The 26,436-nt window shown below is 69.4% G+C and carries 22 protein-coding genes and 1 other RNA gene; 14 read left to right on the forward strand and 9 right to left on the reverse strand.

The genetic code is table 11. The annotated features are described in order from the left end of the window. Positions 1–18: 18 nt before the first annotated feature. Together ACZ7OI_RS05010 and ACZ7OI_RS05015 are read right to left on the reverse strand one after the other, a co-directional pair. Complete coding sequence (locus ACZ7OI_RS05010; protein ID WP_470262872.1) at positions 19–1,536, reverse strand: 3-hydroxyacyl-CoA dehydrogenase; 1,518 nt, start codon at positions 1,534–1,536, stop codon at positions 19–21. A gap of 46 nt (positions 1,537–1,582) precedes the next feature. After that, positions 1,583–2,263 carry a TetR/AcrR family transcriptional regulator gene (locus ACZ7OI_RS05015; protein ID WP_470262873.1) on the reverse strand — a complete coding sequence of 227 codons (681 nt, stop codon included), beginning with the start codon at positions 2,261–2,263 and terminating at the stop codon, positions 1,583–1,585. A gap of 125 nt (positions 2,264–2,388) precedes the next feature. On the opposite strand from ACZ7OI_RS05015, the gene ACZ7OI_RS05020 reads away from it, so the two are divergent. After that, positions 2,389–2,835 (forward strand): nitroreductase family deazaflavin-dependent oxidoreductase, encoded by a 447-nt coding sequence (locus ACZ7OI_RS05020; RefSeq protein ID WP_470262874.1) that lies wholly within the window; start codon positions 2,389–2,391, stop codon positions 2,833–2,835. A 1-nt stretch (position 2,836) separates the two neighbouring features. On the opposite strand, the gene ACZ7OI_RS05025 is transcribed toward ACZ7OI_RS05020, so the two are convergent. Then, positions 2,837–3,031 (reverse strand): hypothetical protein, encoded by a 195-nt coding sequence (locus ACZ7OI_RS05025; protein WP_406639445.1) that lies wholly within the window; start codon positions 3,029–3,031, stop codon positions 2,837–2,839. A 69-nt stretch (positions 3,032–3,100) separates the two neighbouring features. After that, the gene (locus ACZ7OI_RS05030) at positions 3,101–3,664 is read right to left on the reverse strand and encodes a hypothetical protein (protein ID WP_470262875.1); all 564 of its coding nucleotides are present in this window, start codon (positions 3,662–3,664) and stop codon (positions 3,101–3,103) included. Between the two features lie 157 nt (positions 3,665–3,821). On the opposite strand from ACZ7OI_RS05030, the gene ACZ7OI_RS05035 reads away from it, so the two are divergent. The 3 genes from ACZ7OI_RS05035 to ACZ7OI_RS05045 are packed head-to-tail and all read left to right on the forward strand — an operon-like array spanning position 3,822 to position 7,887. Beyond that, on the forward strand, positions 3,822–4,574 hold the full coding sequence (locus tag ACZ7OI_RS05035; protein WP_043834561.1) for a response regulator transcription factor: 753 nt from the start codon (positions 3,822–3,824) through the stop codon (positions 4,572–4,574). Next, on the forward strand, positions 4,549–6,036 hold the full coding sequence (locus ACZ7OI_RS05040) for a sensor histidine kinase (protein ID WP_470262876.1): 1,488 nt from the start codon (positions 4,549–4,551) through the stop codon (positions 6,034–6,036). Before ACZ7OI_RS05035 ends, ACZ7OI_RS05040 begins: the two co-directional genes overlap by 26 nt. A gap of 45 nt (positions 6,037–6,081) precedes the next feature. Beyond that, a complete protein-coding gene (locus ACZ7OI_RS05045; RefSeq protein ID WP_470262877.1) occupies positions 6,082–7,887 on the forward strand; it encodes an ArnT family glycosyltransferase in 1,806 nt (601 codons plus the stop codon). Here the strand turns inward: ACZ7OI_RS05045 and ACZ7OI_RS05050 are convergent. After that, entirely contained in the window at positions 7,874–8,779 is a 906-nt protein-coding gene (locus ACZ7OI_RS05050; RefSeq protein WP_470262878.1) for a serine/threonine dehydratase, read from the reverse strand. The two genes, ACZ7OI_RS05045 and ACZ7OI_RS05050, sit on opposite strands and share 14 nt — an antisense overlap. Before the next feature lie 261 nt (positions 8,780–9,040). Here ACZ7OI_RS05050 and ACZ7OI_RS05055 point away from each other — a divergent pair, with 261 nt between their 5' ends. From ACZ7OI_RS05055 to ffs, 4 genes are all read left to right on the forward strand, one after another. Next, a complete protein-coding gene (locus tag ACZ7OI_RS05055) occupies positions 9,041–11,404 on the forward strand; it encodes a sensor histidine kinase (RefSeq protein WP_470262879.1) in 2,364 nt (787 codons plus the stop codon). Beyond that, positions 11,401–11,820: a roadblock/LC7 domain-containing protein gene (locus ACZ7OI_RS05060; protein ID WP_009084595.1), complete on the forward strand. Its 420-nt coding sequence runs from the start codon at positions 11,401–11,403 to the stop codon at positions 11,818–11,820. The genes ACZ7OI_RS05055 and ACZ7OI_RS05060 overlap by 4 nt, the downstream gene beginning before the upstream one ends. Positions 11,821–11,823: 3 nt before the next feature. After that, positions 11,824–12,318, forward strand: a complete 495-nt coding sequence (locus ACZ7OI_RS05065) for a GTP-binding protein (protein ID WP_470262880.1) — start codon at positions 11,824–11,826, stop codon at positions 12,316–12,318. Between the two features lie 5 nt (positions 12,319–12,323). Further along, an RNA gene (gene ffs / locus ACZ7OI_RS05070) (signal recognition particle sRNA small type) lies at positions 12,324–12,423 on the forward strand. A 129-nt stretch (positions 12,424–12,552) separates the two neighbouring features. Here the strand turns inward: ffs and ACZ7OI_RS05075 are convergent. Continuing rightward, entirely contained in the window at positions 12,553–13,425 is an 873-nt protein-coding gene (locus tag ACZ7OI_RS05075) for a spermidine synthase (protein ID WP_470262881.1), read from the reverse strand. Positions 13,426–13,449: 24 nt separating this feature from the next. On the opposite strand from ACZ7OI_RS05075, the gene ACZ7OI_RS05080 reads away from it, so the two are divergent. After that, positions 13,450–15,546: a DNA polymerase III subunit gamma and tau gene (locus ACZ7OI_RS05080; RefSeq protein ID WP_470262882.1), complete on the forward strand. Its 2,097-nt coding sequence runs from the start codon at positions 13,450–13,452 to the stop codon at positions 15,544–15,546. Between the two features lie 54 nt (positions 15,547–15,600). Here ACZ7OI_RS05080 and ACZ7OI_RS05085 read toward each other — a convergent pair whose 3' ends face one another. Next, entirely contained in the window at positions 15,601–18,699 is a 3,099-nt protein-coding gene (locus ACZ7OI_RS05085; protein WP_470262883.1) for a TIM-barrel domain-containing protein, read from the reverse strand. A 105-nt stretch (positions 18,700–18,804) separates the two neighbouring features. Then, positions 18,805–19,626, reverse strand: a complete 822-nt coding sequence (locus tag ACZ7OI_RS05090; protein ID WP_470263441.1) for an N-acetylmuramoyl-L-alanine amidase — start codon at positions 19,624–19,626, stop codon at positions 18,805–18,807. Positions 19,627–19,765: 139 nt separating this feature from the next. Between ACZ7OI_RS05090 and ACZ7OI_RS05095 the strand changes: the two genes are divergently transcribed. Both ACZ7OI_RS05095 and recR read left to right on the forward strand, forming a co-directional pair. Next, positions 19,766–20,122 carry a YbaB/EbfC family nucleoid-associated protein gene (locus ACZ7OI_RS05095; RefSeq protein WP_344265967.1) on the forward strand — a complete coding sequence of 119 codons (357 nt, stop codon included), beginning with the start codon at positions 19,766–19,768 and terminating at the stop codon, positions 20,120–20,122. Positions 20,123–20,125: 3 nt separating this feature from the next. Continuing rightward, positions 20,126–20,722: a recombination mediator RecR gene (recR, locus tag ACZ7OI_RS05100; RefSeq protein WP_470262884.1), complete on the forward strand. Its 597-nt coding sequence runs from the start codon at positions 20,126–20,128 to the stop codon at positions 20,720–20,722. 154 nt (positions 20,723–20,876) lie between these two features. Here recR and ACZ7OI_RS05105 read toward each other — a convergent pair whose 3' ends face one another. Continuing rightward, the gene (locus ACZ7OI_RS05105; RefSeq protein ID WP_470262885.1) at positions 20,877–21,974 is read right to left on the reverse strand and encodes a UDP-N-acetylglucosamine 2-epimerase; all 1,098 of its coding nucleotides are present in this window, start codon (positions 21,972–21,974) and stop codon (positions 20,877–20,879) included. A 111-nt stretch (positions 21,975–22,085) separates the two neighbouring features. On the opposite strand from ACZ7OI_RS05105, the gene ACZ7OI_RS05110 reads away from it, so the two are divergent. The 3 genes from ACZ7OI_RS05110 to ACZ7OI_RS05120 all read left to right on the forward strand — a co-directional run bounded on the left by ACZ7OI_RS05110 (position 22,086) and on the right by ACZ7OI_RS05120 (position 26,436). Beyond that, on the forward strand, positions 22,086–23,105 hold the full coding sequence (locus tag ACZ7OI_RS05110) for a glycosyltransferase family 2 protein (RefSeq protein ID WP_470262886.1): 1,020 nt from the start codon (positions 22,086–22,088) through the stop codon (positions 23,103–23,105). Next, positions 23,102–24,406, forward strand: coding sequence for a hypothetical protein (locus ACZ7OI_RS05115; RefSeq protein ID WP_470262887.1), 1,305 nt, complete (start codon positions 23,102–23,104; stop codon positions 24,404–24,406). Before ACZ7OI_RS05110 ends, ACZ7OI_RS05115 begins: the two co-directional genes overlap by 4 nt. 83 nt (positions 24,407–24,489) lie before the next feature. Then, positions 24,490–26,436: a DUF6541 family protein gene (locus ACZ7OI_RS05120; RefSeq protein WP_470262888.1), complete on the forward strand. Its 1,947-nt coding sequence runs from the start codon at positions 24,490–24,492 to the stop codon at positions 26,434–26,436.

Below are 26,436 nucleotides of genomic sequence, written 5' to 3' on the forward strand. Positions count from 1 at the left end.
CCACCACCGACAAAAAACTCAGGCCAGATCAGCGGGACGGGTGCCGGTGGAGGCGAGAGGAAGGCCCAGCGCCACCCGTTCCGTCAGCCACCCGCTCGGGCGGTAGCGCGGGTCCCCGGTGGCGCGCAGGAGGCCGTTCAGGATTCGCAGGACCTTTTCCGGGCCGACCAGATCGCCCCACTCCAAGGGGCCGCGAGGGTAGCCCAGGCCTAGGCGTACGGCGGTGTCGATGTCCGCGGGGGCGGCCAGACCCTGGTCGGCGATGTAGCAGGCCGTGTTGATGATGGAAGCCAGAAGGCGTTGTGCGATGGGCGCGGCACCGTCGCGGACGACCGTTACCGGGGTTCCGGTGGCGGCCAGAGCGCCCCAGGCGGCACGGCCATAGTGCGGGTCCAGTCCAGAATGGACAGACATGGTGAAGCGCGATTCGTAGCCAAGGGCATCGACACCGACGACGCGCTCGGCGGGCAGTTCCAGTTGCCGCGCAGCCTCCACAGTGGACTCCCCGCGCAGGGTTACCAGGAGGACCGTGTCGGGGTAGGCGTCCGGGACGACGTCGACGCCTGCCGCGGACAGGAGGCGGCCCAGGCGTTCGTCTGCGGCGTAGACCGGCTTGGAGGGCGCGGGCGGGGCCGAAACCTCGGGGGGAACTTCTTGTTTTCCGTCGGTATAGCGGTAAAAGCCTTCGCCGGTTTTGCGGCCGAAGAGGCCGGCGGCGACGCGTGGGCGGGTGAGCCACGACGGGCGCAGGCGCGGTTCTGCGTGGAAGCCGCTCCAGATGCTTTCCAGTACCGCGTGCGAGACGTCCAGCCCGGTGAGGTCCAGCAGCTCGAACGGGCCGAGCTTGAGGCCGAGGACGTCGCGCGCGACGCGGTCGATCTCAGCGGGAGAAGCGAGGGACTCGGAAAGGATTTGCAGGGCTTCGGTGTTCAGGCCGCGGCCCGCGTGGTTGACGAGGAAGCCGGGGGCGTCCTTCGCCAGCACGGGTTCGTGGCCCCAGCTGCGGACTAGTTCGAGCGCTTCACCCGGCAGCCAATCGGCGGTGCGGACGCCGGGGATGACCTCGACCAGGCGCATCAGCGGGACGGGGTTGAAGAAGTGCAGGCCGACCATGCGCGTGGGGTCAGCGATCCCGGCGGCGATTTCGGTGACGGACAGCGAGCTGGTGTTGGTCGCGAAGATCGTGTCTGGGCCGCAGACCTTTTCGAGGCCGGCGAAGAGGGTTTGCTTCGTTTCCAGGTCTTCGCGGACGGCTTCGATCACCAAATCCACGCCCTCGGCGGGCGCGAGGGGGCCGTCGACCGGGACCAGGCGTTCCTTAGCCGCGCGGCCGGCCTCCTCGGTCAGTTTGCCCTTGGCGACCAGCCGGTCGACCATCGCGCTGACGTGCTCGATCGCCGCGTTGACCGCTTCCGGTTGCACATCCGCGAGTTCCACGGTGGCTCCGCCGGTCGCGGCGAGCTGGACGATGCCTCGTCCCATCACACCGGTGCCGATCACCCGGATCCTGCCGACCCGTCCGGCCCATCCCGTCACGTCGAACCCGCCTTTCGTTCTTGCGCCACGGCGAACTTACCCCGGGCTACAGACCGACGAAGTCCGCCATCTGCCCGATGAGGTGCTCGAAGTACGCATCGGCGGGGTCGACGCTGCCGACGTACTGGCCGAACAGCTCGAAATTGAGCGCGCCGAACAGCTGTGTCCAGGCACCGATGGCACGCATGACGACTTCGGCTGGCGCGTCGATGTCCAGGGTCTGGGTGAGCTGATCGGCCTGCGCGCGCAGTTCGTCCGACATTGGCGCGGTGACCGCGGGCTCGTGCGGATGTGCGTCGCGCAGCACTGCGACCAGCGAGAACGCCACTCGCCCGGCGGGTCCGACGGTGTCTTGCGGAGCTTGGTAACCGGGGATCGGCGAGCCGTAGATGAGCGCGTACTCGTGCGGGTTCGCGCGGGCCCACTCGCGGGTCGCGCGCCAGATGGCTCGCCAGCGCGTACGCGGGTCGCCGGTGTGCGGGTCGGCTTGTTCGGCGGCCTCTCCGACGGCGTTGTACGCGTCGACGATCAATGCGGTGAGCAGGTGATCTCGGCTCGGGAAGTACCGGTACAGCGCCGACGAGACCATCCCCAGCTCACGAGCGACCGCGCGCAGGGAAAGTCCGAGCGCGCCGACCTCGGCCAGCTGGCGGCGGGCCTCGTCCTTGATCTCGCGGGTCAGCTCGGCGCGGACCCGTTCGCGGGCGGTCCGGGGTGCGGCAGTCATGCGATCAGTGTGCCTCGGTTGAGAGCGCTGCGCAAAACCGAGAGCACTGCTCTTGACAGGCGGCGACCTGGCAGTGTTCACTGTTCACAACAGAGAGCACCGCTCTCGAAGACCGAGGAGGACCCATGACCAGCACTCGTTACGTCGAACCGGGCAAGTCGACCGCGGCGTTCAACGGCCTCGTCCGCTGGCTCACCAAGCGCGGCGTCAGCGTGTGGGGCAGCCGGGTGCTGGGCGTTCGCGGCCGCAAGTCCGGCGAACTGCGCGAGATCCCGGTGAACCTGCTGCCGTTCGAGGGCAAGCAGTACCTGGTGGCCGCGCGCGGCGAAACCCAGTGGGTGCGCAACCTCCGCGCCGCGGGCGAGGGTCAGCTGACCGTCGGACGGCGCACCGAGACGTTCACCTACCGCGAGCTGTCCAACGAGGAGAAGCCCGCCATCCTGCGCTCGTACCTCAAGCGCTGGGCGTTCGAGGTCGGGGTGTTCTTCGACGGCGTCGACGCGAAGGCTCCGGAGGAGAAGCTGCTGGAGATCGCGCCGGGCTACCCGGTGTTCGAGATCTTCACCCGGTGAGTCAGCGCGTGCGTTTCCGGAACGTCGTGGCCGCGACGAGGACCACGCCGACCAGGAACGCGACGAGTCCGATCAGGAACCAGAGCTTTTGGCCGGTCATGAAACTGCCGGTCAGCACGCCGACGCCCTGCAGCACCCAGACAGCACCGACGAGCACCAGCACCACACCGCACGCCAGCGTGATCCACCGCTTCACGACAGCCTCCTCGCTCGCTGTGAAGGACCCCTTGAGGGAACCAGATTCCCTCAAGGAGCCCTTCACGGACTACCCGCGGCGGCGAGGTTGTCCGTTGCCGAACTGCTGCGCTTCGCCGAGAGAGGTCGCGGTGGCCGTGGCGCCCTGGACCTTCGCGACGACGGTGACGTTGTCGCCGGACTTGGGCGAACCGGTCTTGGCCGTCGACGAATCCAGCGTGTAGCTCTGCTTGTAACCGTCCTTGCTCGTCAAGGTCACCGAGGTGGCGCTGAGTTCGGTGATCGTCCCGGTTTGCAGGCGTTCGGTCACGTACCCGCCGGCCGGATCCGCCACCACGAAGTCGCCGTGCAGCGCGTCCCGCAGCGCGGCCATCCCGCCCATGCCGCCGCGCCCGGCGAAACCGCCGGGTCCGCCCGGACCGCCGAATCCACCGGGACCCTGCTGCTGCGCGGTCGCGTTGTTGCCGCTGGTCCCCGCCCAGATCGCCAGTCCGCCGCCCACCGCGATCACGACCGCGACGCCCGCCGCGATCGCGGTTTTCCGGCCCGACCACGCCTTCCCCGGACCGCTGCCTCCGGATGCGGGAGCAGGCTGCTCTCCCCAGGTCGCGCCCTGTGCTGGATCGGTCGTCATGGTCTCCTCCGGAACGTTCGAGCTGGTTGTTCCCGAGCGTCGGGGCGCGCGCTGTGCGGAACCTGTGGCGGACGTGGGGGACACCTGTGCACCCATGCACAGGAAACGCACAGCCGGGGCACAGTTCGATCTGAAGACGGGCCCCGAAGATGGCACCATGAGCAGTGTGAACGCCGCATCTGCCGGCCGGGGCAAGGCCGAACTGCGCCGCGCGGACGGCAGCCCGGTCCGGGTGCTGGTCGTCGACGACGAGTCGACGCTGGCCGAACTCGTGTCGATGGCCCTGCGGATGGAGGGCTGGGAGGTGCGCAGCGCGGGCACCGGGGCCGAGGCGGTGCGCGTCGGCCGCGATTTCCGTCCGGACGCCGTGGTGCTCGACGTGATGCTGCCCGATTTCGACGGGCTCGAGGTGCTGCGCCGGATGCGCGCCGAAACGCCGTATCTGCCGGTTCTTTTCCTCACCGCGAAAGACGCGGTCGAGGACCGGATCGCCGGGCTCACCGCGGGCGGCGACGATTACGTGACCAAGCCGTTCAGCCTCGAAGAGGTGGCGTTGCGGCTGCGCGCACTGCTGCGCCGGGCGGGCGGTGTTTCCGGGTCGACCGGGTCGCAGCTCGTGGTCGGCGACCTGACGCTGGACGAGGACAGCCGCGAGGTGCACCGCGGCGGCGACCTGGTGCCGCTCACAGCGACCGAGTTCGAATTGCTGCGCTACCTGATGCGCAATCCGCGCCGGGTGCTGTCGAAGGCGCAGATCCTCGACCGCGTGTGGAGCTACGATTTCGGCGGCCAGGCCAATATCGTCGAACTGTACATTTCCTATCTCCGCAAGAAAATCGACGCCGATCGGGAACCGATGATCCACACCATGCGCGGCGCCGGATATGTCCTCAAACCCGCCGCGGGCTGAGCGCCGCCGCCCGTGGTCGTTGCGCCGCAGGCTGATCATGCAGCTGGCGGCGCTGCTCGCGCTGGTCTGTCTCGTGGTCGGCGTGGTCACCGAATTCGCGTTGAACAGCTTTCTCGTCGGGCAGCTCGACCAGCAGCTGGCGGCGGCGAGCGATCGCGGGTTCCGCCACGGCGTGCCGCGCCCGCCGATCAACGGTTCCGGCAAGCTGCCGCCGGATCCGCTTCGCGTGCTCGGCCAGCCCGAGGGGACACTCAGCCTGACGGTGCGCAACGGCGTGGTCAACGGCCAGGTGATCGGTCCGTTCGGGCTCATCCAGCTGACGCCGGAACAGGACCGGGTCCTGCTCGTGCTCGCGCCGAACGGCCAGCGTCGCACGGTCGAGCTTCCCGGGAATCTCAATAAATACCGCGTGGTCGCGACGTATTCGCCGCGCGGGGAGTTCACCGTGATCGGGTTGCCGATGACCCGGGTGACGGAAACGTTGTGGCGGCTGGGATTCATCTTCGGCGGCGTCGCGCTCGGCGGCATTTTCGTCGCCGGGTTCGCCGGTGCGGTCACGATCCGGCGCACGATGGCTCCGCTGGACCGGCTCGCCGCCACCGCTTCCCGGGTGTCCGAACTGCCGCTGGACCGCGGCGAGGTCGCGCTGTCCGAGCGAGTGCCCGAAGTGGACACTGACCCGCGAACCGAGGTCGGCAAGGTCGGTTCGGCGATCAACCGGATGCTGGGCCACATCGCCGAGGCGCTCGCCGCCCGCCAGGCAAGCGAAAGCCGGGTGCGGCGGTTCGTCGCGGACGCGAGCCACGAATTGCGCACGCCGCTCGCCGCGATCCGCGGGTATGCCGAATTGACCCGGCGCAGCGGCGAACAGGTGCCGCCGGACATCGCGTTCGCGATGAGCCGGGTGGAATCCGAATCGGCGCGGATGACGACGCTCGTGGAAGACCTGCTGCTGCTCGCCCGTCTCGACTCCGGCCGCCCGGTGGTGCACCAGCCGGTCGATTTGTCCCGGCTGGTCGCGGACGCGGTCGCCGATTCGCACGTGGCCGGCCCGGAACATAAGTGGCTGCTGGAACTTCCCGGCGAACCCATAGCCGTGCTGGGCGATTCCGGGCAACTGCACCAGGTCGTGCTGAACCTCCTCGGCAATGCCCGCACGCACACGCCCGCGGGAACCACGGTCACGACCGCATTGTCCACCCAGGACGGATGGGTCACTTTGTCCGTTGTGGACGATGGGCCGGGAATTCCGCCGGAAATCCTGCCGGAGGTATTCGAGCGGTTCGCCCGCGGAGACAATTCACGTTCGCGCGCTGCCGGGAGCACCGGGCTGGGATTGGCGATTGTCGCCGCGGTAGTCGCTGCGCATTCCGGGCGCGTGATGGTCGCCAGCGGGCCGGGGCGGACCGAATTCGTGGCATCGTTTCCGCAATTGCGTGACGGTGGCAACACTCCTTCGTGAGTGATTCACAGCCCGCGCACAGCCCGGGCCGTGAGAATTACGGGCATGACGACTGTCGTCGCGCCACGCTGGGTGCGCCCCGCGGTCGCGGTGCTGCTGCTGGGCACCGCCGCGTTGTTTCTCACCAATGTCGCGATCTCCGGCTGGGGCAACGACTTCTACGCGATGGCCGTGCAGGCGGGCACGTGGGACTGGAAGGCGTGGTTCTTCGGCTCGCTCGATCCGGGCAACGTGGTCACCGTCGACAAACCGCCGCTTTCCCTGTGGATGATGGGATTGTCCGGGCGGATTTTCGGATTCTCCAGCTGGAGCATGCTGGTTCCGGACGCGCTGGCGGGCGTGGGCTCGGTCGGGCTGCTGTATCTGGCGGTGCGGCGGCTTTCCGGTCCGGTCGCCGGGCTGCTGGCCGGGTCGGTGCTCGCGCTCACTCCGGTGGCCGCGTTGATGTTCCGGTTCAACAATCCGGACGCGTTCCTGGTGCTGCTCCTCGTCGCGGGCGGGTATTTCCTGGTGCGGGCGCTGGAAAAGGCGGGCACCAAGTGGTTGCTGCTGGCGGGCGTCGCGATCGGTTTCGGGTTCCTCGACAAGATGCTGCAGGCTTTTCTGGTGTTGCCCGCGTTCGTGCTCGCGTACGCGGTGGCTGCGCCGACTTCGCTGGGACGGCGGGCGTGGCAACTGCTCGCCGCTGCCGGGGCGGTGGTGGTTTCCGCGGGCTGGTGGGTGCTCGCGGTGGCGTTGTGGCCGGTGGCCGATCGGCCGTACATCAGCGGGTCGACGAACAACAGCGTGCTGGAATTGGCCTTCGGGTACAATGGACTCGGCCGGATTTTCGGACAGTCGCACGGCGGGGACGCGAAACCGAAATTGCCGGAGTTTTCCGACGGCAAGGCAATGCATGGCTTCGGCGGCCAAGCGGGCCTGACTCGCTTGTTCACTGAGCAATTCGGTGGCGAGGCGTCTTGGCTGTTGCCCGCGGCGTTGATCGGGCTCGTGGCCGGATTGTGGTTCACCCGCCGAGCGCCGCGCACTGACCGCACGCGAGCGGCGTTGCTGCTGTGGGGCGCCTGGACGGTGATCAGCGCCCTCGTCTTCAGCTACATGAGCGGGATCATCCACCCGTACTACACGGTCGCACTCGCGCCGGGAATCGCTGCCACCGTAGCGATTTCCGCGACCGAACTGTGGCGCGGTCGGGCTTACTTCGCACCGCGTGTGGTGCTTGCGGTGATGCTGGCGGCGACTGTCGCGTGGAGTTTTGTGCTGCTGCACCGGACTCCGAACTGGCAGCCGTGGGTGCGGTACACCGTGCTGGTGCTGGGCGTAGTAGGCGTGGTCGCGTTGCTGATCGGCACGGCACGCCGGGCTGTCGCGGTTCTGGCGCTCGTGGCCGCTCTGCTCGGGATGGCGTCTTTCGCGGTTGCTACGGCGTCGACGGCGCATACCGGCGGGAGCCCTGCGTCCGGACCGCAAAGCGAGCACAAGGGTCGCGTCAGTTTCGGCGGGCCGCAAAAGTCCAATGTGGAGCTTAACCGGCTGCTGGAGACCGCGACGACGAAGTGGGCCGCCGCGGAAACCGGTGCGATGCAGGCTGCCGGACTGGCGTTGAACAGCGGCAAACCGGTGCTCGCGGTCGGCGGTTTCAGCGGCAGCGACCCCGCGCCGACACTCGCGCAATTCCAGCAATACGTGGCGAGCGGCGATATCCACTACTTCGTCGTCGCCGCGCGCAACGGCCGCGGCGGCCCTGGCGACAGCCGCGGCGCCTCAGGGAAGATCACGAGCTGGGTCGAGCAGCACTTCCACGCCACCACGGTCGGCGGCGCGAAGGTGTACGACCTCACGCAAAAGTGACCGAGGTATTGGCTCCGCACAAGACAAAACACGGCAGCTCGGCCGGGATGCGCCCGGCCAGCCAGGCGGCCAGCGGAGCCGCGGCGGCGGGTTCGACCACGAGCCGGAAGTCGCGCCACAGCAAGTCGCGCGCGGCGAGGATTTCGGCGTCGGACACCAGCACGGACGTGACGGACGGCGAGTTGAGGATGCCGAACGCCAGCTCGCCGACGCGAGTCGCACCGAGCGCGGAAGCGGCGACCGAGTCGATCGTGACATCCACCGGCTCGCCCGCGGCGAGGGCGGCGTGCAGCGCCTGGCAGTGCTCCGGCTCCACCGCGAACACCTGACGACCGTCCGCCGCCAGCGTCGCGCCGGACGCCAGTCCTCCGCCGCCCACTGCGATGGCGATGGCGTCGACGTCCGGAGCGTCGGCCACGATCTCCGCGGTCGCGGTTCCTTGGCCGGCGATCACGTCGGCGTCGTCGTACGCGTGCAGGTAGCGGGTGCCGGATTCGGTGGCGTCGGCCAGCGCGGCGGCTGCTGCTTCGGCGTAGGCCGCGCCGTGTCGGATGAGCTTCGCGCCAGCCGCTTCGATGCCCGCGGCTTTCGCTTCGGGCACAGACTCCGGCACGTAGACGACTGCGGGAATGCCTAGCGCTTGCGCGGCGGTGGCGACGCCTAGGCCGTGATTGCCGCCCGACGCGGTGACCACTCGCTTCGGCTGAGGACCGCTGAGCAGGGCGTTTACCGCGCCGCGGAGTTTGAACGAACCGGACCGCTGGAGGTGCTCCAGCTTGAGGACGAACGGACGACCGTCGATTTCGGTGCGTAACAGTGGCGTCCACCGGACGTGTGGTCGGAGGCGAAGATGGGCAGCGGCGACGTCGGCGGCGACAGGTGCGGTGCGCATATCGGCCATTCTCCTCTTCCGCGCGCTCCGGTGCGTGCCGCTCGCCGGGAAAACCCCAGCTTGTCAGGGCGCGACACGGCACAAGAGGGCATTGTCTAGATCTTGCAAGCCTCGCTAAGCTCTGCGCAGACGTGGGGTGTCCGACCATGTGCGTACCGCGACGAGTACTACTGAGAGTAGTAGCTTTCTGCGGGTGTCCCCGTTCGGTGCACTCCACGCCTCGGTCTCGTCGGGACTCCTCGGGAACGGAAGGTGACGTGGATGCGCGACGGCTCGGCCCGGTCGCATGAATCCGCTGCGCGGCTGCTCGACCGCCTCGGAATCCGCACTGTGCAAGCGCGAGTGACCGTCCTGGTCGCAGCTCCGCTGATCCTGGTCGTGGCGGCGGCGGTTCCGCTCGTCTTTGCCCAGGTCACCGCCGCGTCGACGGCCGCGACCACTTCGGACGCCGCGGCCCGGGCGCAGCGGGCGGGCGGCCTGGTCGGACAGTTGCAGCGGGAAAGCCTGCTCACGGCCGCTTTTGTCGCCGACCCGTCGGCCACCACCACGGCGCTCGTCCGGCAGCGGCAGGAGGTGGACAGCGCGGCGCACGGCGTCGCGGACAGCCTGGTCAGCCCGGGTGGCGCACTGTCGAAACTGCGGCAAGACGCGCTTAATCGTCAGATTTCCGTAGCTGATGTGGCATATGGCTACGATTCCATGTCTGTCGGCGTGATCGATGCGCAAGGACTGGCCACTTCGGACGGCACCGGTGCCCGGCAGCTCAACGCCCTCGACGCGCTGCTGCGCGCGGACGAACAGCGGGCGGCAAGGGCGACCGCGCTGATCGCCTCCGCGGGAGCTGATCGTGCAGGTCAGCGCGCTGCCGTCTACGGAGAACAGTTCGCCCGGCTGACCGGGAGCCAGGACGCGTCCCAGCTCGCTGCGGTCGAGACGGGAGCGACGGCCCAGCAGTTCGACCGGTTGGCTGCCGCGCCGAGGCAAGACCGGCAGTTTGTGTCCGATGTGGTCACTGCCGGTACTCAACTCGCTGATCAGCGCGGCGCGGTGGAAGCCCGGCTCTCCGGCGCGATCGCCGATGCGGCTTCCGCGAAGGCGTCCAGCGCGACCCGGACGGCCTTAATCGTCGGCGGTGCCGCGATTGTCCTTTTCGGACTCGTTGCCGCATTGTCCGTACTGGCGGCACGATCCGTCGCCCGGCCGCTGCGCAGGCTGAGCACGCAAGCGCGTTCGACCGCCGACCTCGCCGCCGCTGAATTGGTTCAGGCCGCCGAACCGGGATCGGGGCCGCCGCAGCCGTCGCTGCCCGCTCTCGACGCCGGGACCGGCGGTGAATTGGCCGAGCTGGCCGCCGCGTTCAACCGGCTCCGCGGTTCCGCGGCCGATGCGGTGGCCGAGCAGGCGAACGCGCGCCGCGCCGGGGTCCAGCTGCTGGTCGGAGCGGCGAAACGCACGCAGAACCTGGTCGCGGGCCAGCGCACGGTAGTCGAGGAATTGACGCGCGGCGCCGACGATCCGGTGTTGCTCGCCGGGCTGCACCGTGTGGAACACGCCGCGCTCCGGCTGCGCCGTACCGCGGACGATCTGCTTGTGGTGACTGGTAATCGCGACGAAACCCGGGTCGGCGGTCCGATCGAACTGGCCACCGCGTTGCGCTCGGCCGCCGCGGAAATCGACGACGAATCCCGGATCCGGCTGGACGAACCGGCGGAGGCGCTGCTCGCGCCGTCGCTGGGGATCGACCTGGTGCTGCTGTTCGCCGAGCTGCTGGAAAACGCCGCCGCGTTCTCTCCGCCGGAATCCGCGGTGGAGATCTCGACGGAGTTCCAGCCGTCCGGGGATCTGCTGGTGAGCATCGCCGATCACGGCGTCGGGCTGTCCGCGGACCGGCTGGCGCAGGAGAATCACCGGCTCGCCGAACCGGTCGAGGCGGCGTCCGGGCAGCAGCTCGGCCTGGTCGTGGTCGGGCGGCTCGCCCAGCGGCATTCGCTGCGCGTCGAGCTGGAGTCCACTCCGGACGGTGGGGTGACGGCCCGGGTTTCGGTGCCGCAGGCGCTGTTCACCCGCGACGTCGATTTCCGTCGTGGGCCAGGGCTTTTCGAGCCGGGTCAGGTGCCGGACCCGCGTCCGGTGCTGCTGCCCGCGCCCGCGATCGCCGCGCTGTCCGCGCCGACTCCGGCCGGGTTCCGGTGGTTCATCGACCCTCCGGAACTCGAAGCTGACGAGCCGGAGCCAGAGCCAGAGCCAGAGCAGGCGGAGGCTCCGGAATGGCCGGAGGCGGAACCGGAATTCGCCTCCCGCACCGGAACGCTCGAACTGCCCGACGAACCGGAAGCGGCCGAAGAGTCCACAGAGGACACGGCGGACACACCGGACGTCACGGACCCGTCCCCGACCCACCAGTTCACCGTGGTGGCACCGGAATCCCGCGACGGCGTCTACCGCCGCGTCCCCGGAGCCCAGCTGGCTCCCGGGCTCAAACTGCCGCAGATCGTCCGCACCCCGTTGCCGCGCCGCGAATTGCGCGATCCGGCCGCCGAACGGGCCACCTTCGACTCGTTTTCCGACGGCGTCGCCAAAGCACAGCAAGTCACCGCTCAGCAGGCCGATCAAGGAGGATCATGACCGTTCCCGCCGCCGCGCAGAATTTCAACTGGCTGGTCAACCGCTTCGCGCTGCACACCGCAGGCGCGATCGCCGCGCTCGCGGTGTCCGCGGACGGGCTGCTGATCGCCGCCTCGCAGGATCTCGACCGCGCGGACGCCGACCGGCTCGCGGCGACCTGCTCGGCGATGCTCGCGCTGGCCCAGAGCGTGTCCGAAAGCCATCCGCTCGGCGATCCGGACAAGGTCGTGGTCGAGCTGGAACGCGGCTACCTGGTGGTCTGCACCATCAGCATCGGCTGCTCTCTCGGCGTGCTGGCCAACAAACAGGCCAGCCTCGGCACGATCGCCTACGAGATGGCGATGTTCGCCAACCGCGCGTCCGAAGTCCTTACCCCCGCGCTCGTCGAGGAGTTGAAGAACACCGCGTTCGCCTGACCCGTGAAGATTCTCGTGCTTGGCCCGGCCGGAGCCGGGAAAACGACAGCGGTGCACGCCGTTTCGGAGATCGCGCCGGTGCGCACCGACGCCGGCGACACCACCGCCGCGCTCGATTTCGGCCGGCTCGGCGAGGGCGAGCGGCGGCGGTACCTGTTCGGCGCGCCCGGACAGGCCCGGTTCTGGTTCCGCTGGCCGGACCTCGTGCAGGGTGCGGACGCCGCGCTCGTCGTGGTCGACCCGCGCCGGATCGCGGACGCCTACCCGGTGCTGGACGCGGTCGAGGGGCTGCGGCTGCCGTTCGTGGTCGGGGTGAACTGCTTCGACGGCCTGCTCACCCGCCCGCTGCACGACGTGCGCTGGGCGCTGACCGTGCGCGACGGCATCCCGGTGCATCCGTTCGACGCCCGCGACCCGGCGTCGGTGCGGGAGGTGCTCGACCTCGTCGAAGCGCGAGCGGCGCAGGGGTCGGAGGCGCCGCAACCGAGTCCGCTATAGTCGTCTGCGGGGACCCCCCGTGGCGTCCACCCTGTGAACTTCCCCAGGGCCGGAAGGCAGCAAGGATAAGCGGGCTCTGGCGGGTACGGGGGGAACCCGCTTTTTTTTTGCTAATCCGCCAAAAAGTAGGCGGGCGCGGACCGCCGCCGATGTGCTCACCGCAACCTTCCCGCCGTGACTGTTGTCGGGTTAGCAACCAACGGCGCAGTATGCCCTGACCTCAGAAGTGAGGCTTCAGAACAGGCCGAGCACGTCGTCCGGCGGCGTCGGCGAGGGCAGCTCTTCCGCATCGGACACCGGTGCGGCCTTCCCCCGAAGCTGCCGCAGCTCATCGCCGTGCACCACCCGCGCCGGAGACGGCGAGGACGCCGCGCGCCGGGTCAGCTCCGCCGTCGGCAGTTCGAGCCGCGAGGCGGCCAGTACGAGATTGCCGAACCGGCGGCCGCGCAGCACGCTGGGTTCGGCGAGCAGGACGACGTGCGGAAACACCTCCGCCAGCGTCGCGAGGAACCGGCGCGCGAACGGCAACCCCGGCCCGTCGGAGATATTCGCCAGCATCGTGGCGCCCGGCCGCAGCACGCGCGCCACATCAGTGACGAATTCGACGGTCGCCAGACCGCCAGCCAGCGTCGCGCGTTCGAAGGCGTCGAGCACGATCAAATCCGCCGTCGCGTCGTGCCTGCTGCGCACGCCCGCGCGGCCGTCCTCGATCCGGACCCGCAGCTTCGGGACACTGCGCAGGTCAAGCTGTTCGCGGACCAGGTTGATCAGCGGCTCGTCGGCGTCGAACACGAGCTGCCGCGAACCCGGTCGCGTCGCGGCGACATAGCGCGGCAGGGAACAGCCCGCGCCGCCGACGTGCAGCGCGTCGAGCGGTCCGGGAGGAAGGAAATCGACCAGATCGCCGAGCCGGCGCACGTAGTCGAACTCCAGATTCGTCGGGTCGTCCAGATCGACGTAGGACTGCGCCACCCCGCCCACCGAAAGCATCCAAGCGTTGGGCCGATCGGCGTCGCGCAGCAGCTCGGCGGTCCCGAACCGCACCGGGTAACTGCCCGGTCGCGGGCCGCTCGGCGCACGGCCGCGACCGGAACGGGAGGGGCTCACCGTGCTCACTGTAGTCTCGGGCACGTGGCTCTCGCGCTGTACCGGAAGTACCGTCCGGCGACCTTCGCCGAGGTCGTCGGCCAGGAGCATGTGACCGAACCGCTACGCACGGCGCTGGCCGCCGGGCGCATCAACCACGCGTACCTGTTCTCCGGGCCGCGCGGCTGCGGCAAGACGTCGAGCGCGCGGATCATGGCCCGCTCGCTCAACTGCGCCCAAGGCCCGACCCCGGATCCGTGCGGCGAGTGCAACTCGTGCCGCGCGCTCGCGCCGGAAGGCCCCGGCAGCGTCGACGTCACCGAACTCGACGCGGCCAGCCACGGCGGTGTGGACGACGCCCGCGAACTGAGGGACAAGGCGTTCTACGCGCCCGCCGAATCGCGCTATCGCGTGTTCATCATCGACGAGGCGCACATGGTCACCACGCAGGGCTTCAACGCCCTGCTGAAGATCGTGGAAGAACCGCCAGAGCACCTCATCTTCATCTTCGCCACCACCGAGCCGGACAAGGTGCTCACCACCATCCGCTCGCGCACGCACCACTATCCGTTCCGGCTGATCCCGCCGACCTCGATGCGGGAACTGCTGGAGCGCAACGTCGCCGCCGAGGGCGCGACGGTCGAACCGGCGGTGTACCCGCTGGTGATCCGCGCCGGCGGCGGTTCGGCTCGCGACACCCAGTCGGTGCTGGACCAGCTGCTCGCCGGCGCCGGTCCGGAGGGCGTCACATATCCGCGGGCGATGGCGCTGCTCGGCGTCACGGACACCGCGCTGATCGACGCGGTGGTCGACGGGCTCGCGAACGACAACCCCTCCGAAGTGTTCGGCACCGTCGAGAAACTCGCCGACGCCGGACACGACCCGCGTCGTTTCGCCACCGACCTGCTCGACCGGCTGCGCGACCTGCTGCTGATGCGCGCGGTCCCGGAAGCGGGCGAACGCGGCCTGGTCTCCGCGCCGGACGACGAGCTGAAGCGGATGACCGAGCAGGCCGAGAAGCTCGGCCCGGCCACGCTGTCCCGCTACGCCGACATTGTCCACAATGGACTTCTCGAGATGCGCGGCGCGACGTCGCCGCGGCTCGTGCTCGAACTGCTCTGCGCGCGGATGCTGCTGCCGTCGGTCACCGAGGCGGAGAAAGCCTTGCTGGCACGGATCGAACGGCTCGAGCGGCGTCCGGCTGGTGCGCCCGCTCCGGCTGGTCCCGTTGTCGCCCCTGGTCCTGCTCCGGCGCCTCATGCCGGTCCCGCCGTGTCTGCTCCGGCCGCGTCTGCTCCGGCGGAGGCTCCGGCTCGGTTCCAGCGGCCTTCGCAGCGTCCGGCTCAGGAAGCTCCCGCCGCGCGTCCGGCGGCCGAGGCTCCGGCTCGTCCGGCAGCCGAAGAACCGGCGCGTCCGGAGGCCAGCCGTCCGGCTCCCGTTGAAACGCCTGCTCCGGCGGCGGCCGCGCCCGCTCCTGCACCGGAGGCTCCGACCGCTCCGACCGCACCGGCTGCGGAAGAAACCCCGGCGGCGGGCGGCGTCGACGCGGCCAAGGTGCGCGAGAAATGGCCGCAACTGCTGGCGTCGCTGCGGAAGTTCACCGGCGGTCGCGCGCTCGAAGCCATGCTCACGCAGGCCGCGGTCGCCGAGGTCGACGGTTCGGCGGTCACGCTGACGCACAAGTCCGAACCGCTCGCCCGGCGGCTGAGCGACCAGGGCAACGCGAGCAAGATCGCGGCCGGACTGAGCGAGGTGCTCGGCGGCGAATGGCAGGTCCGCTGCGTGCACGGCGCGGCCCCGGCCGCCGCTCCGGCGCGACAGGCTCCCCGGCAGCAGCCGGCGGCGCCAGCTCCGGAACGGTCGTTCACACGTCCGTCCGCGACTGCCCAGCCCCCGGCGGCGGCCGCCGCCGCGCCTCCGGCCCCGCCGAAGCCCGCGGCGGAAGCGCCGAGCCGTCCCCGCGTCGCGACCAGCGAGCCGGACATCCCGCTCCCGCCCGAACCCTCGGACGAGGACGACGACATCTACTCCGAGGACTCCAGCCCGGTCCCGCCGCCTCCTCCGCCGCCCGCGGAGGAGGACCCGGAGCAGATCGCGCGCAAGCTGCTCTCGGACCACCTTGGCGCGCGTCCGCTGGACTGACCGCTCGTGAATGGCTGCGCCGGTTCTAACCGGCACAGCCACTCACGAGGCCGCCTACCGCACGAGCCGCACGTTCAGCGGATGCGGCGTCGGCGGTGCCTGCACGGTGACCGTCCGGGTTGCGGCGTCCCAGGTCCAGGCTCCGCTGCGACGACCGTCCACGTACACCGCGGACGGTGCGGTCGCGTTGGTGAACCGGACGGTCCACGCCCGCTGCGTGCCGCCGATCGCGAGCATCGATGAGTGGGCGTTTTCGGTGTAGCGCAAGGAAGTCGTAGTGCCCTCCTCGGAGAGAGTGAACGCACCGTTGCGGCCGCCAGCCACCGTGGCCGTCGCGGCAGTAAGCGGATCATGCGCGTCGCCCGCGACGTTTCCGCTGCGGGTGACCATGATTCCGCCGGAGCGCACGAACACCGGCATCGTGTCCAAGCCCGTGGTGATCTGCGCGGTGGTGCCGCCGCGGTAGGTCTTGCCGGTGAAGTAGTCGGTCCAATCGTTGCCCGGCGGGAACCAGACACTCGTGGTCGCGGTGCTGCCGGGGCTGGTCGCCGGAGCCACGAGGACGTCCGGGCCGTACAGGTATTCCCCGCCAGCTTGGGCGTACGCCTCCTGCTGATCCGGATATTGCAGGTACAGCGGTCGCACGATCGGCATTCCGGTCGCGGTGGCCTGCTGAGCGAGCGTGTACGTGTAGGGCACGAGATTCTCGCGCAGGTTAAGGAACTTCGTCGCTGACGCGTCCGCAGCGGCTCCGTACTGCCAGGGCAACCGGTCGCTGTGGTTGGAGTGCAGCCGGTCGATCGGCTGGAACGTGCCGAGCTGCACCCAGCGTGCGTACAGATCGTCCGGCAGTTTCGTGCTGCCCGGTTCCGTGCCCGGCTGCTGCGAACCGCCGGTGTGGCCGCCGATGTCGTGGCTTATCGAAGCCAGACCGGTCGCCGCGGATTCTCCGGGCGTGTAACCGACCTCGAAAGCCAGCGTGGCCCAGTCGGAGATGGTGTCCCCGGTGAAGTGCAGCGTGGTGCGCTTGTCGGCCCACGGTCCGGTCGGCACGGCTGTCGGGGAGCTGTATCCACCGGCTTGCAGCGAGCCGTAGGCGCGGGAGAACGCGAAGCCGTTGCGCTGTGCGTACTGCTGGTTGATCCACGCGTCCGGAGTTACGCCGGCCAGGCTGGATTTCGAGCTGTCACAGCACCAGTCGAGCCACCAGACGTCGTTGCCCTGCTGTTCCATCGGCCGGTGCAGGTCGAAGTACGCCCGCAGCTGGTCGGGGTCCCCGAAATCGAAGGCGTAGCAGTCTTTTCCGCAACCAGTCTGGAGTTTGCCCTTCGCGGTCGCCTGCGCTGCAGGGAACTGCGGGTCGTCACCGCGGATGCTGGGGTGGATGTTCAGCGACGTGTGCAGGCCCTGGTCGTGCGCCCACTGGAAGAACGCCTTCGGATCGGGAAAGCGGGTTGGGTCGATTTCCCAGCCGTTCCAGCGGTCCGGCGATTTGAAGTCGGTGTCGACGACGAGCATGTCGAGGGGCACGTGCTGTTCGCGGAACTTGGGCACGATCGTCTGCTGGAAGTCGGCGGCCGTGCGGTCGTAATACTCGGAGTACCAGACGCCGTAGGCCCAGCGGGGAAGCAGCAACGACGGTCCGGTCAGCTGGGCCAGTTCCTGCAGCGCGCGGCCGTAGTTCTGGCCGTAGGCGAAGACGTAGCCGTCCTGATAGGACTCGCTGCTCGGTCGTTGGGTGACGACTTTGGTGCGCGGGTCGTACAGCGCCGAGGCGGTGTCGTCGAGGAGTGACCAGCCGTCCTGATAGAGGATTCCGGGTGCGGAGACTGCGCTGCCGTCGACGCCGTCGAGCCCGCGTCGGTAGCCGCCGAGCGGTGCGTGCGGGGCCAGCAACGCCGAATGTGCGGCGGTGACGGCGACAGTGTCGAGGTTGACGTGACAGTTCGCGTCCGGGCAGGACAGCGTGACGGTGTTGGTGCCAGCCTTGAGTTTGACCGGGATTACGTTGGTGCGCCACGAATTCCAGCTGCTGGTCGACGGCAGGGTCAGGGCGGTCGAGGCAGCAGAGGTTTGGACTGTCAACGAGGTCGGCTGAGTTTGGCCGGAAACGGCGGTGGCGTCGGCGTAGCGGAGTTGCAGATCGTAGGCACCGTCGGCGGGGACGCCGGTAATCGTCAGCGCGTCGGACGCACCGGCTCGTTCCATACCTGCCAGGAAGGCTTTGCCGGAGTGCCCGTCGTGGTCGCTGGCCGGGCGCGCGCCGCCGGACAGCGAGCCTTGCTCGGCTTCGCAGAGAACGCCGAACGCGCACGGCGTCGGTGTGGGCGGCACGGGCTCCGGGTACGCGGCACCGGTGTTGACCAGGGCGAGGCTGTCGATGTTGACGTTGCCCGAGTCGGCGGCACCGCGTTTGACAGTTACCTGGTGCTGTCCCTCGGGCAGGGTGAGCGGCACGGTCGCGAGGGCCCAGGTGTCCCAGTCAGCGGTGGTCGGAAGTGTGATGGTGCGTGCGTCGGCGCCGTCCACGAGGACGCTGAGGGTGCGGGTCGTGTGCTGTCCGTCGCCGCCGGTTCCGTTGGCGTAGCGCAGATCCAGCTGGTGATCGCCGGGAGCGGTGGCGCGGAAGGACAGGCTGTCGCCGGAATTGGTGAAGCCCGCCGCGAAACCGTCGCCGGTGTAGCCGCGGTGGTCGCTGGCCGTGCCCACTCCGTTGAGCTGCAGTTGTTCGGCTTCGCAGAGGGTGCCGAAGGTGCAGGCCGGCTTGCCCGTCCACGGCCGCGCGGTGACGTCTTGACCGCCGGTGCGTAGCTGGACAGTGAGGTTGTCGTCGGAGAACGCGCCCGAGTCGAGCTTGTAGCGCAGCTGGACGGCGCTGGTCCGGATGGTCAGCCAGCCGTCGCGTTTGGTTGCGGTGTAAGGAGTTCGGGGGAAACTGCCGCGGCCGATCGCGTTGAACGTGCCAGCGTCGACGAACTTGGCGTCGCCCGCGTATTCGGTCCGGATGAGTGTCGGGGACAGGACTTCGAACCGCGCTTGCCCGGCGGTCACCGCCTGTGGAGCGGCCTCGGCGACTCCCGTCGACACGAGAGTGCCCGCCATCGCTGTCACGGCCAGCAGCCGTACCAGTCGTCCTCGGAGTGATGTTGCCACCGGCGCCTCCTCGAGAAGTCCCCAGCGACGGTAATTCGGGACCGATCAAGGGAGAAGACGGTGTCCGGTGTTCTGTCCGCTCAGTAGCCCTTTCGGCTCCCTGCGTCAGGAGCCGGCCAGGTACGCCTCGATCGCCTTCGCGATGGCCTGCGCGTAGTGCGCCCGGCCTGCCGCCGACGACATCTGCCCGGCCTCGTCGGCGTTGCGCATGTTGCCGCATTCGACGAGCACGGACGGCCGGGTCGACAGGTTGAGCCCGCCCAGATCGTTTCGTGGCGAAAGGCCCGCCGAACCGATGTAAGTGGAGGTGGCGAAGCCGTCGTCGCGGATTCCGTCGCGCATGGTGCGCGCCAGCTTCAGCGACGGTTCGCCTTGCGCAGCGTTCAACGGCGGCGCCGAGTACGCGACGTGGAAGCCGTGCGCGGTCGGCGAAGTGGAGCCGTCGGCGTGGATCGAGACCACCGCGTCGGCGTTCGCGTTGTTGCCGATCTGCGCGCGCTCGTCGACGCAGGGGCCGACGCCGGAGTCGTTCTGGCGCGTGTAGACGACCTTGATCCCCTTGGCCGCCAACGCATTCCCGACCTCCTGCGCGACCGCGAAGGTGAAGGCGTGCTCCGGGTACCCGGCGTTGGTCGACGTGCCGGTGGTGTTGCACGGCTTGGTCTGCCCGCGCCCGGCGGGCACCTGCCGGTTGATCTCGCCGGGGTGCGAGGCGTTGCCGCCGTTGTGGCCGGGATCGAGGACCACGACCTTGCCCGAGCCGACCGGCGGCACCGCGGACGTCGAGGGCGGGCTCGAAGACGACGACGCGGGCGGCGGACTCGACGACGGGCTCGGGCTCGGGGTCGCCGAACCCGCCGAGGACGTCGGCGCAGCGGCAGGTGAGGCAGGCGTCTCGCCGCCGCCGGAACACGCCGTGAGCAGCATCAGGCCGGTCAACAGCGGGAGTGTCTTCGCTCGCACGCGACCACGGTGCCACAGCACACGCGTGCCGCCAGGACGGACTCGCCGGGTACGCGGCTACGCTGGGGCAGAACACCCAAACGCGGAAGGACCGAGTGCGATCATGGTGCAACCCGGCGGCGGCGGCTTCGACCTGTCGCAGATCATGCAGCAGGCCCAGCAGATGCAGCAGAAGCTGGTGGAGGCCCAGGAGGAACTCGCCAACACCGAGGTCACCGGCACCGCGGGCGGCGGTCTGGTCACCGCGACGGTGTCCGGCGACAGCCAGCTGAAGAGCCTCGTCATCGACCCGAAGGTGGTCGACCCGGAAGACGTCGAAACCCTGGCCGACCTGGTGGTCGCCGCGGTGCGCGACGCGTCGGCGAGCGCGCAGAAGCTCACCGAGCAGAAACTGGGCCCGCTGGCCGGCGGCCTCGGCGGCGGCATGCCGGACCTCGGCAGCCTCGGCTTCGGCGGCTGACACTTGTACGAAGGTGTCGTCCAAGACCTGATCGACGAACTGGGCAGGCTGCCCGGCGTCGGTCCGAAGAGTGCCCAGCGCATCGCGTTCCACCTGCTGGCCGCCGACCCCGCGGACATCGCGCGGCTGCAGGACGTGCTGGGCAAGGTCAAGGAAGGCGTGCAGTTCTGCGAGATCTGCGGCAACGTCTCGGAACAGGAAACGTGCCGGATCTGCCGGGACGAACGCCGCGACCTCACGGTGATCTGCGTGGTCGAGGAGCCGAAGGACGTACTGGCGGTCGAGCGGACCCGCGAGTTCAAGGGCCGCTACCACGTACTGGGCGGCGCGCTGGATCCGTTGTCCGGGATCGGGCCGGAGCAGTTGCGGATGCGGGAGTTGTTGAAGCGCATCGGCGAGGCGGACGTCAAAGAGATCATTATCGCTACGGATCCGAATACCGAGGGCGAGGCCACGGCGACGTATCTGGTGCGGATGCTGCGCGATTTCCCCGGGCTGTCGGTGACGCGGCTGGCGTCTGGGTTGCCGATGGGCGGGGATCTTGAGTTCGCGGACGAGCTGACTTTGGGTCGCGCGCTTTCCGGACGACGCGCGCTGTAGATTCTTTGCCCCTGAATGCCAAAGCGACCCCAACGCGGGATCGCGTCGGTGTCTGACGGAGCTGCGTGCACGGCCCCCAGGCCGGGTACGCAGCTCCGTCAGTCACCGACTTAAAGGCGATCCCGCACGCGGCGGCGGAGCCGACGCCAAAGATTCAGCAATAACCCAGTTGTGCCAACGAGTTCACCACGATGTCCGACGGGTGGTATTTGTCCATCCAGGACTCACCGCGCCGGTTCTGGTACGTGTCAAGGAATTCCTGCAGCCGGTCCCCGCGCATTTCGGTCAGGATGACGTTCTCGCCAATCCCCACATGCCGCTCGGTCCGGGCGCGGTGGACCGCGCACGGCAGGCCCAGGTAGCCGCATTCCTCCTGCAGCCCACCGGAGTCCGTGACCACGTACTCGGCGCGCGCGACCAGCGGCAGGAACTTCAGGTACCGCATCTTCGGCTGGGCGATGAACTTGTCGTCGAACAGATTGTCCAAGCCCAGTGCGCGGATCTTCTCCCGCTCCGGGGCGCCGGCCATGTACAGGATCGGCATTTTGCGACTCTGCGCGCGCAGGATTTCCAAGACCTCACGGTACTTGTCCGCGCGCGACACCAGTTCGAACCGGTGCAGCGTCGCCAAACCGAACTTCTCCGGCAATCCTGGTACGTCCAGCGGCTGGTCGACGACCTGACGCATCGAGTCGATCGCCGTGTTCGCTTCGGTGTTCACCACGACGCCGCGGGCGTTGCGCAGGTTGTGGACCTCGCGCTCGCTCGGCGAGAAGTGGATGTCCACGAGCTTCCCGGCGATTTTGCGGTTCAGTTCTTCCGGCAGCGGCGACAGAATGCTGCCCGACCGCGTGCCCGCCTCGATGTGGCCGACGCGCGCCTTCAGGACCTTCTTGCCGATCAACGCTCCGTACGGCGTGGTGAAGGTGTCGCCGTGCACCAGCACCAGCGGCGGACGGCCGTCCGACGACAACTGCGCGCGGAGTTCGGCGCGGCGGCTCCAAGCGGTGCGCATGACCTGCGCCGCCCAGCCCGGTACCTGCGCCGGGGATTCGAGGTTGTGCGCCTGCGCACGCGGCACGAACCACAGATCCGGCTCCGGCAGGCGCAGATCGGACAGGACGTCGGCGACCTCGTCCACGTGCTGTGCGGTGAACCAGAGCTTCGGAGTCACGCCGCGGTCGGCGATCCGGTGGAAGACCGGCGCGATCTTGATCAGTTCCGCGGTGGTGCCGACAATGAAGGAAATCACCGTGGATTACCCAATCTCCGGGCCGGCCACAGCCGGGTGAACAGCAGGTCAACGCCGCGGGCCAGGATGCTGTGCGCTCCGTCCCGCCCGGTACAGGGTAGCCTCGCCGGGGTGAGTGCGAATCCGCCCCTCCCGTCGCTCAGCGTCGTGATTCCGGTCTACAACGAACAAGACTGGATCGACCGCAGCGTCGGCGCGCTGATCGCCTCGGCCGAGGCGGCGCGGTGGCCGGTGGAAATCCTTGTCGTGGACGACGGGAGCACCGACGGCACGCCCGCCCGGCTCGCCCGGTTGCGCGACCAGTACGGCATCACCGTGCTGAGCCAGTCCAACAGCGGCCGGTTCGAGGCCCGCCGGGCCGGAATGGCGAAGGCGTCCGGCGAATGGCTGCTGCTGCTGGACAGTCGCGTGATCGTAGACACCGGCAGCCTCGGTTTTCTGCGCGACCAGCTGACCGGCCATCCCGAACGCACGGCTTGGAACGGCCACATCAACGTCGCGTCCGAACACAATCCTTACGCCGGTTTCATGGCCGGGCTGGTCGCATTCTCGTGGCGCAAGTACTTCGCGGATCCGAAGCTGACGTCGTTCGGCATCGAGGAATTCGACCTGTACCCGAAGGGCACCGGATTTTTCTGCGCCCGCCGCGATCTGCTCGAGGGCTCCGCCGCCGCTTTCGAATCGCTGTTCGACGACGTCCGGCTGGCCAGCGACGACACCCGCATGCTGCGCTGGATCGCCGAACGCTCGCGCATTCACCTGGCCCCGCAGTTCGCCGGGACCTACCACGGCCGCGATTCGCTCAAGAAGTTCTGGGCGCAGTCATTCTTCCGGGGCACCACGTACGTGGATTCCTACCTCGGTTCGCCCGGTCCGGCGCGCACCGCGCTGTTCGGCGCGCTCGCGGTCGGCGCGGTCGGAGCCGGGATGGCCGTGAAGAAGCCGAAAACGACTGCCGTGCTCGGGATCGCCGGGTCGGCGGCGGCAGCCGCCGCGGTCAAGAAGTGCGGGGCCAGCACCGCCGAGGCGCGCGCGGTCGGCACCCTGCTGCCGGTGTTCGCGGCCGGGTTCGGTGCGGGCGTGTTCCGCGGTTTGGCCCTCGCCTTGCGCGCCCGGCTGCGGCGCCGATGAGCGTGGCGGACACCGGCGCGGCGGCAGGCGGGGTCGTCCGGGACACCCATCGCACCGCGGGCAAGCTCGGCGGGTCGCTGATCGCGGCGATCATCCTCGGCTACGTCCTCACCGTCGCCTGCGCGCGGCTGCTGCCGCCGGACCAGTACGCCACCTTCCTCACGTTCTGGGGCCTCCTGATGGGCCTCGGCAGCGCGTTGTCCCCGCTGGAGCAGGAGCTCTCCCGGCAGTCGGCGACGGCGGCGCTGACCGGTGGCGTCGCCGGCCGCGGGGCGCTGCGCGCGGTGGCCGTCTCGGCGGCGGCCGCGGGGGCGTTCGGGCTGGCGCTGCTCATTCCGCCGGTCAACGAACGGCTGTTCCACGGCAGCTGGGAACTCGCGCTGGTGGTGGTGGCCGGCGGGGTCGCGTTCGCCTGCCAGTTCGGTGTGCGCGGCCTGCTGATCGGCCAGCACCAGGTCAAGCACTTCGCCGGATTGATCGTCGCCGAACCCGCGGTCCGCGCGCTGGTGCTGGGCCTGCTGGTGATCGCCACCGCGTACCGGCTGGTGCCGCTGGCACTGGCGGTCGCGGCCGGATCGTTCGCCTGGCTGCTGTTCATCCGCAAGGCATGGCGGCTGCTGGACGTCCGTGCGGACGGCGACGGCTGGGCGGTCACCAGCCGCCGGATGCTCATGCTGCTGCTCGGAGCGGCTCTCACCGCCACGGTCATCACCGGTTACCCCGCGCTGGTCGGACTGCTCGCCCCCGGCGGCGACCGGGACCGGCTCGGCGCGGTGTTCGCCGCGCTGGTCATCGCACGGCTGCCGCTGACGCTGGTCGCGCCGGTGCAGTCGCTCGCCGTGCCGTTCGTGGTGCGGCTCTCCGCCACCGAGGACGGCCGGAGCCGGCTGCGCCGGGTGTTGCTGCTGGGCACCTTCGCCGCGCTCGCGCTGGCCGCGCTCGGCGCGCTGGTCGGCATGCTGATCGGCCCGTGGGCGGTGCAGTTCGTCAACGGCCCCAAGTACCAGGTGGACGGCTGGGCGGTCGCCGGGCTCGTGTGGTCCTCGGTGCTGCTGGTGCCGATGCAGTTGCTCACCGCCGTGCTGGTGGCGCGCGCCCAGGCCAACCGCGTGTTGATCACCTGGGCAGTGGTCGCGGTCACCGCGGCGGCGTTGCTTCTCGCCGTTCCGGGAGACACCGTGCTGCGCGCCGTTGTTTCGCTCGCGGTCGCGCCGATGGCCGGGCTCGTCGTCGTGTTGGTATTCGTACTCGCTAATTCGTCGGCGGAAGGAACGTCTGACACGGGTGAAGCGTGTTCTTAGCGTCGCAGTAGTGTGAGTTCCGAGCCGCCGGTTCCCGGCGCGCGTCGGAGGGCGAAAGCCGATCAGGTTTGGATTCGAATTCGATGAACGTTCTTCTGGTGCTGCTTGCATTCTGGGTGCCTGGGCTCGTCTTCGGAGCGGCCATCCGGCTGCGCGGGTGGACACTCGCCGCCGCGGCGCCGCTGCTGACGTTCGGGGTCATCGCGCTCGGCGTCCCGGTGCTGGGCGGCCTTGGCATCCGCTGGTCGCTGCTCAACGTCGTGCTGTGGACGCTGGTCCTCGCTGTCGTCGGCTTCGGGCTGGCGTTCGCGGCGCAGCGGCTGCGTGCCCGCAGGCACCCGGACTGGGCGGGCGAGGAGCCGGAGAAGCTGCCGCTGCGCGACCACCTCGTGATGGCGGCGGGCGTCGTCGTCGCGCTGGGCGTGGGCACGGTCACCTTCTTGCGCGGCGCCAACGGGATCGACACCGTCCAGCAGGGCTGGGACGCGCCTTTCCACGGGAACTTGATCCGCTGGATCGCCGAACACGGCGACGCCCGGCCGTCCACTGTCGGCACCATCGCGAACCTGCCGAACCAGGGCAACTACTTCTACCCCGACACGTATCACGCGTTGCTCGCGCTGGTTTTCGGCAAGGGCGGGCTGACCATGATGCCCACGCTGAACCTGGCCGCGCTGGCGGTGATTTTCACCGTGCCGTTCGGGGTCGCCGCACTGTGCCGGGTCTGGGGCATGCCCGCGCTCGGCACCGCCGCGGCCGCCGCGGTCAGCACGTGGTTCAGCGCCTTCCCGTACGACTCGTTGTGGCGCGGTCCGTTGTGGCCCTACGTCGCCGGGGTCGCGTTGATTCCGGCGATGCTGGCGCTCGGCCGCTATTTGCTGAAGCCGAACGGCATCGCCGGTCCGGTCGCGATCGGCGTCGGCGTGGCCGGGTTGTGCGGTCTGCACACCAGTGTCGTGTTCGTGGTCGTTGTTTATTTCCTGCTTATTCTCGTCGCCGTTCTCTGCCGTTTCGAGAAGATCGAATGGCGGCGCAGCCTGCCCTCGCTGATCGCGACCGGCGGGCTGGCGATCGTGCTCGGCGTGCCGCTGGTGCTGCCCTCGCTGTACAACGCCGGCGGGGTCACGAGCGCGTACTGGGCGCCGGAGACCACGCTCGCCGGCGGCTTGGGCCAGACGATCACTTTCTCTCCGATGTCGGACTTCCCGCAGTGGTGGATCGGCGTGCCCGCGTTCGTCGGGCTCGTCCTGCTGGTGCGGCATCGGCGGATGCTGTGGCTGGCCGCCGCGTACGTCGTGTTCGGCGGCCTCTTCATGCTGACGGTGTCGGTCAACTCGCCGATCATGCAGAAGCTGACCAGCCTCTTCTACAACGACCACTGGCGGATCGCCGCGCTGGTGCCGCTGGCGGGCGCGGTCGCGTTCGGAGAGTTCGCGCACACCGGAGCCGCCTGGTTCGCGCGGAAGGTACAGCCGCGGGTCAAGCTCGCGCCGGCCGCGCTCGGCGTGGTCGGGGTCGTCCTGCTGCTGGTGGTGTGCGGCGGACTGAGCAAGGGCGGTTACGCCGGCCGCAACGCGAGCCGGCTGGCCGTCACCTACCAGGACGGGCCGACCGTGTCCAAGGCGGAGGAAGCCGCCTTCGCCTGGCTGGGCCAGCACACCGTGCCGGGCGAGCGGGTGATGAACAACCGGTCCGACGGCTCCGCGTGGATGTACGCGCTGGCCGGAGTTCAGCCGGTCGAGTGGACCTTCTACGGAGCCGAGGCGAACACCAAGGCCGCGTACTTGAGCGCGTGGGTCAACGACATCGACAAGTACCAGCAGGTCCGCGCGGACCTCACCGACCTGCGGGTGCGCTATCTGATCCAGGGCAAGGGGAAGGCCGCGGAAAACGCGATCGAGTCCGTCGGCGTGGCGCGGGTCCGGCCCGGTCCGCAGTTCCGCGTGGTGTTCCGCAACGAGGGCGCGACGATCTACGAAATCGCCGGACAGTCCGGCGTGACCGGCCCTACCACAGCGAACGGTCAGTAA

The sequence above is a fragment of the Amycolatopsis sp. NPDC114503 genome (assembly GCF_055633655.1).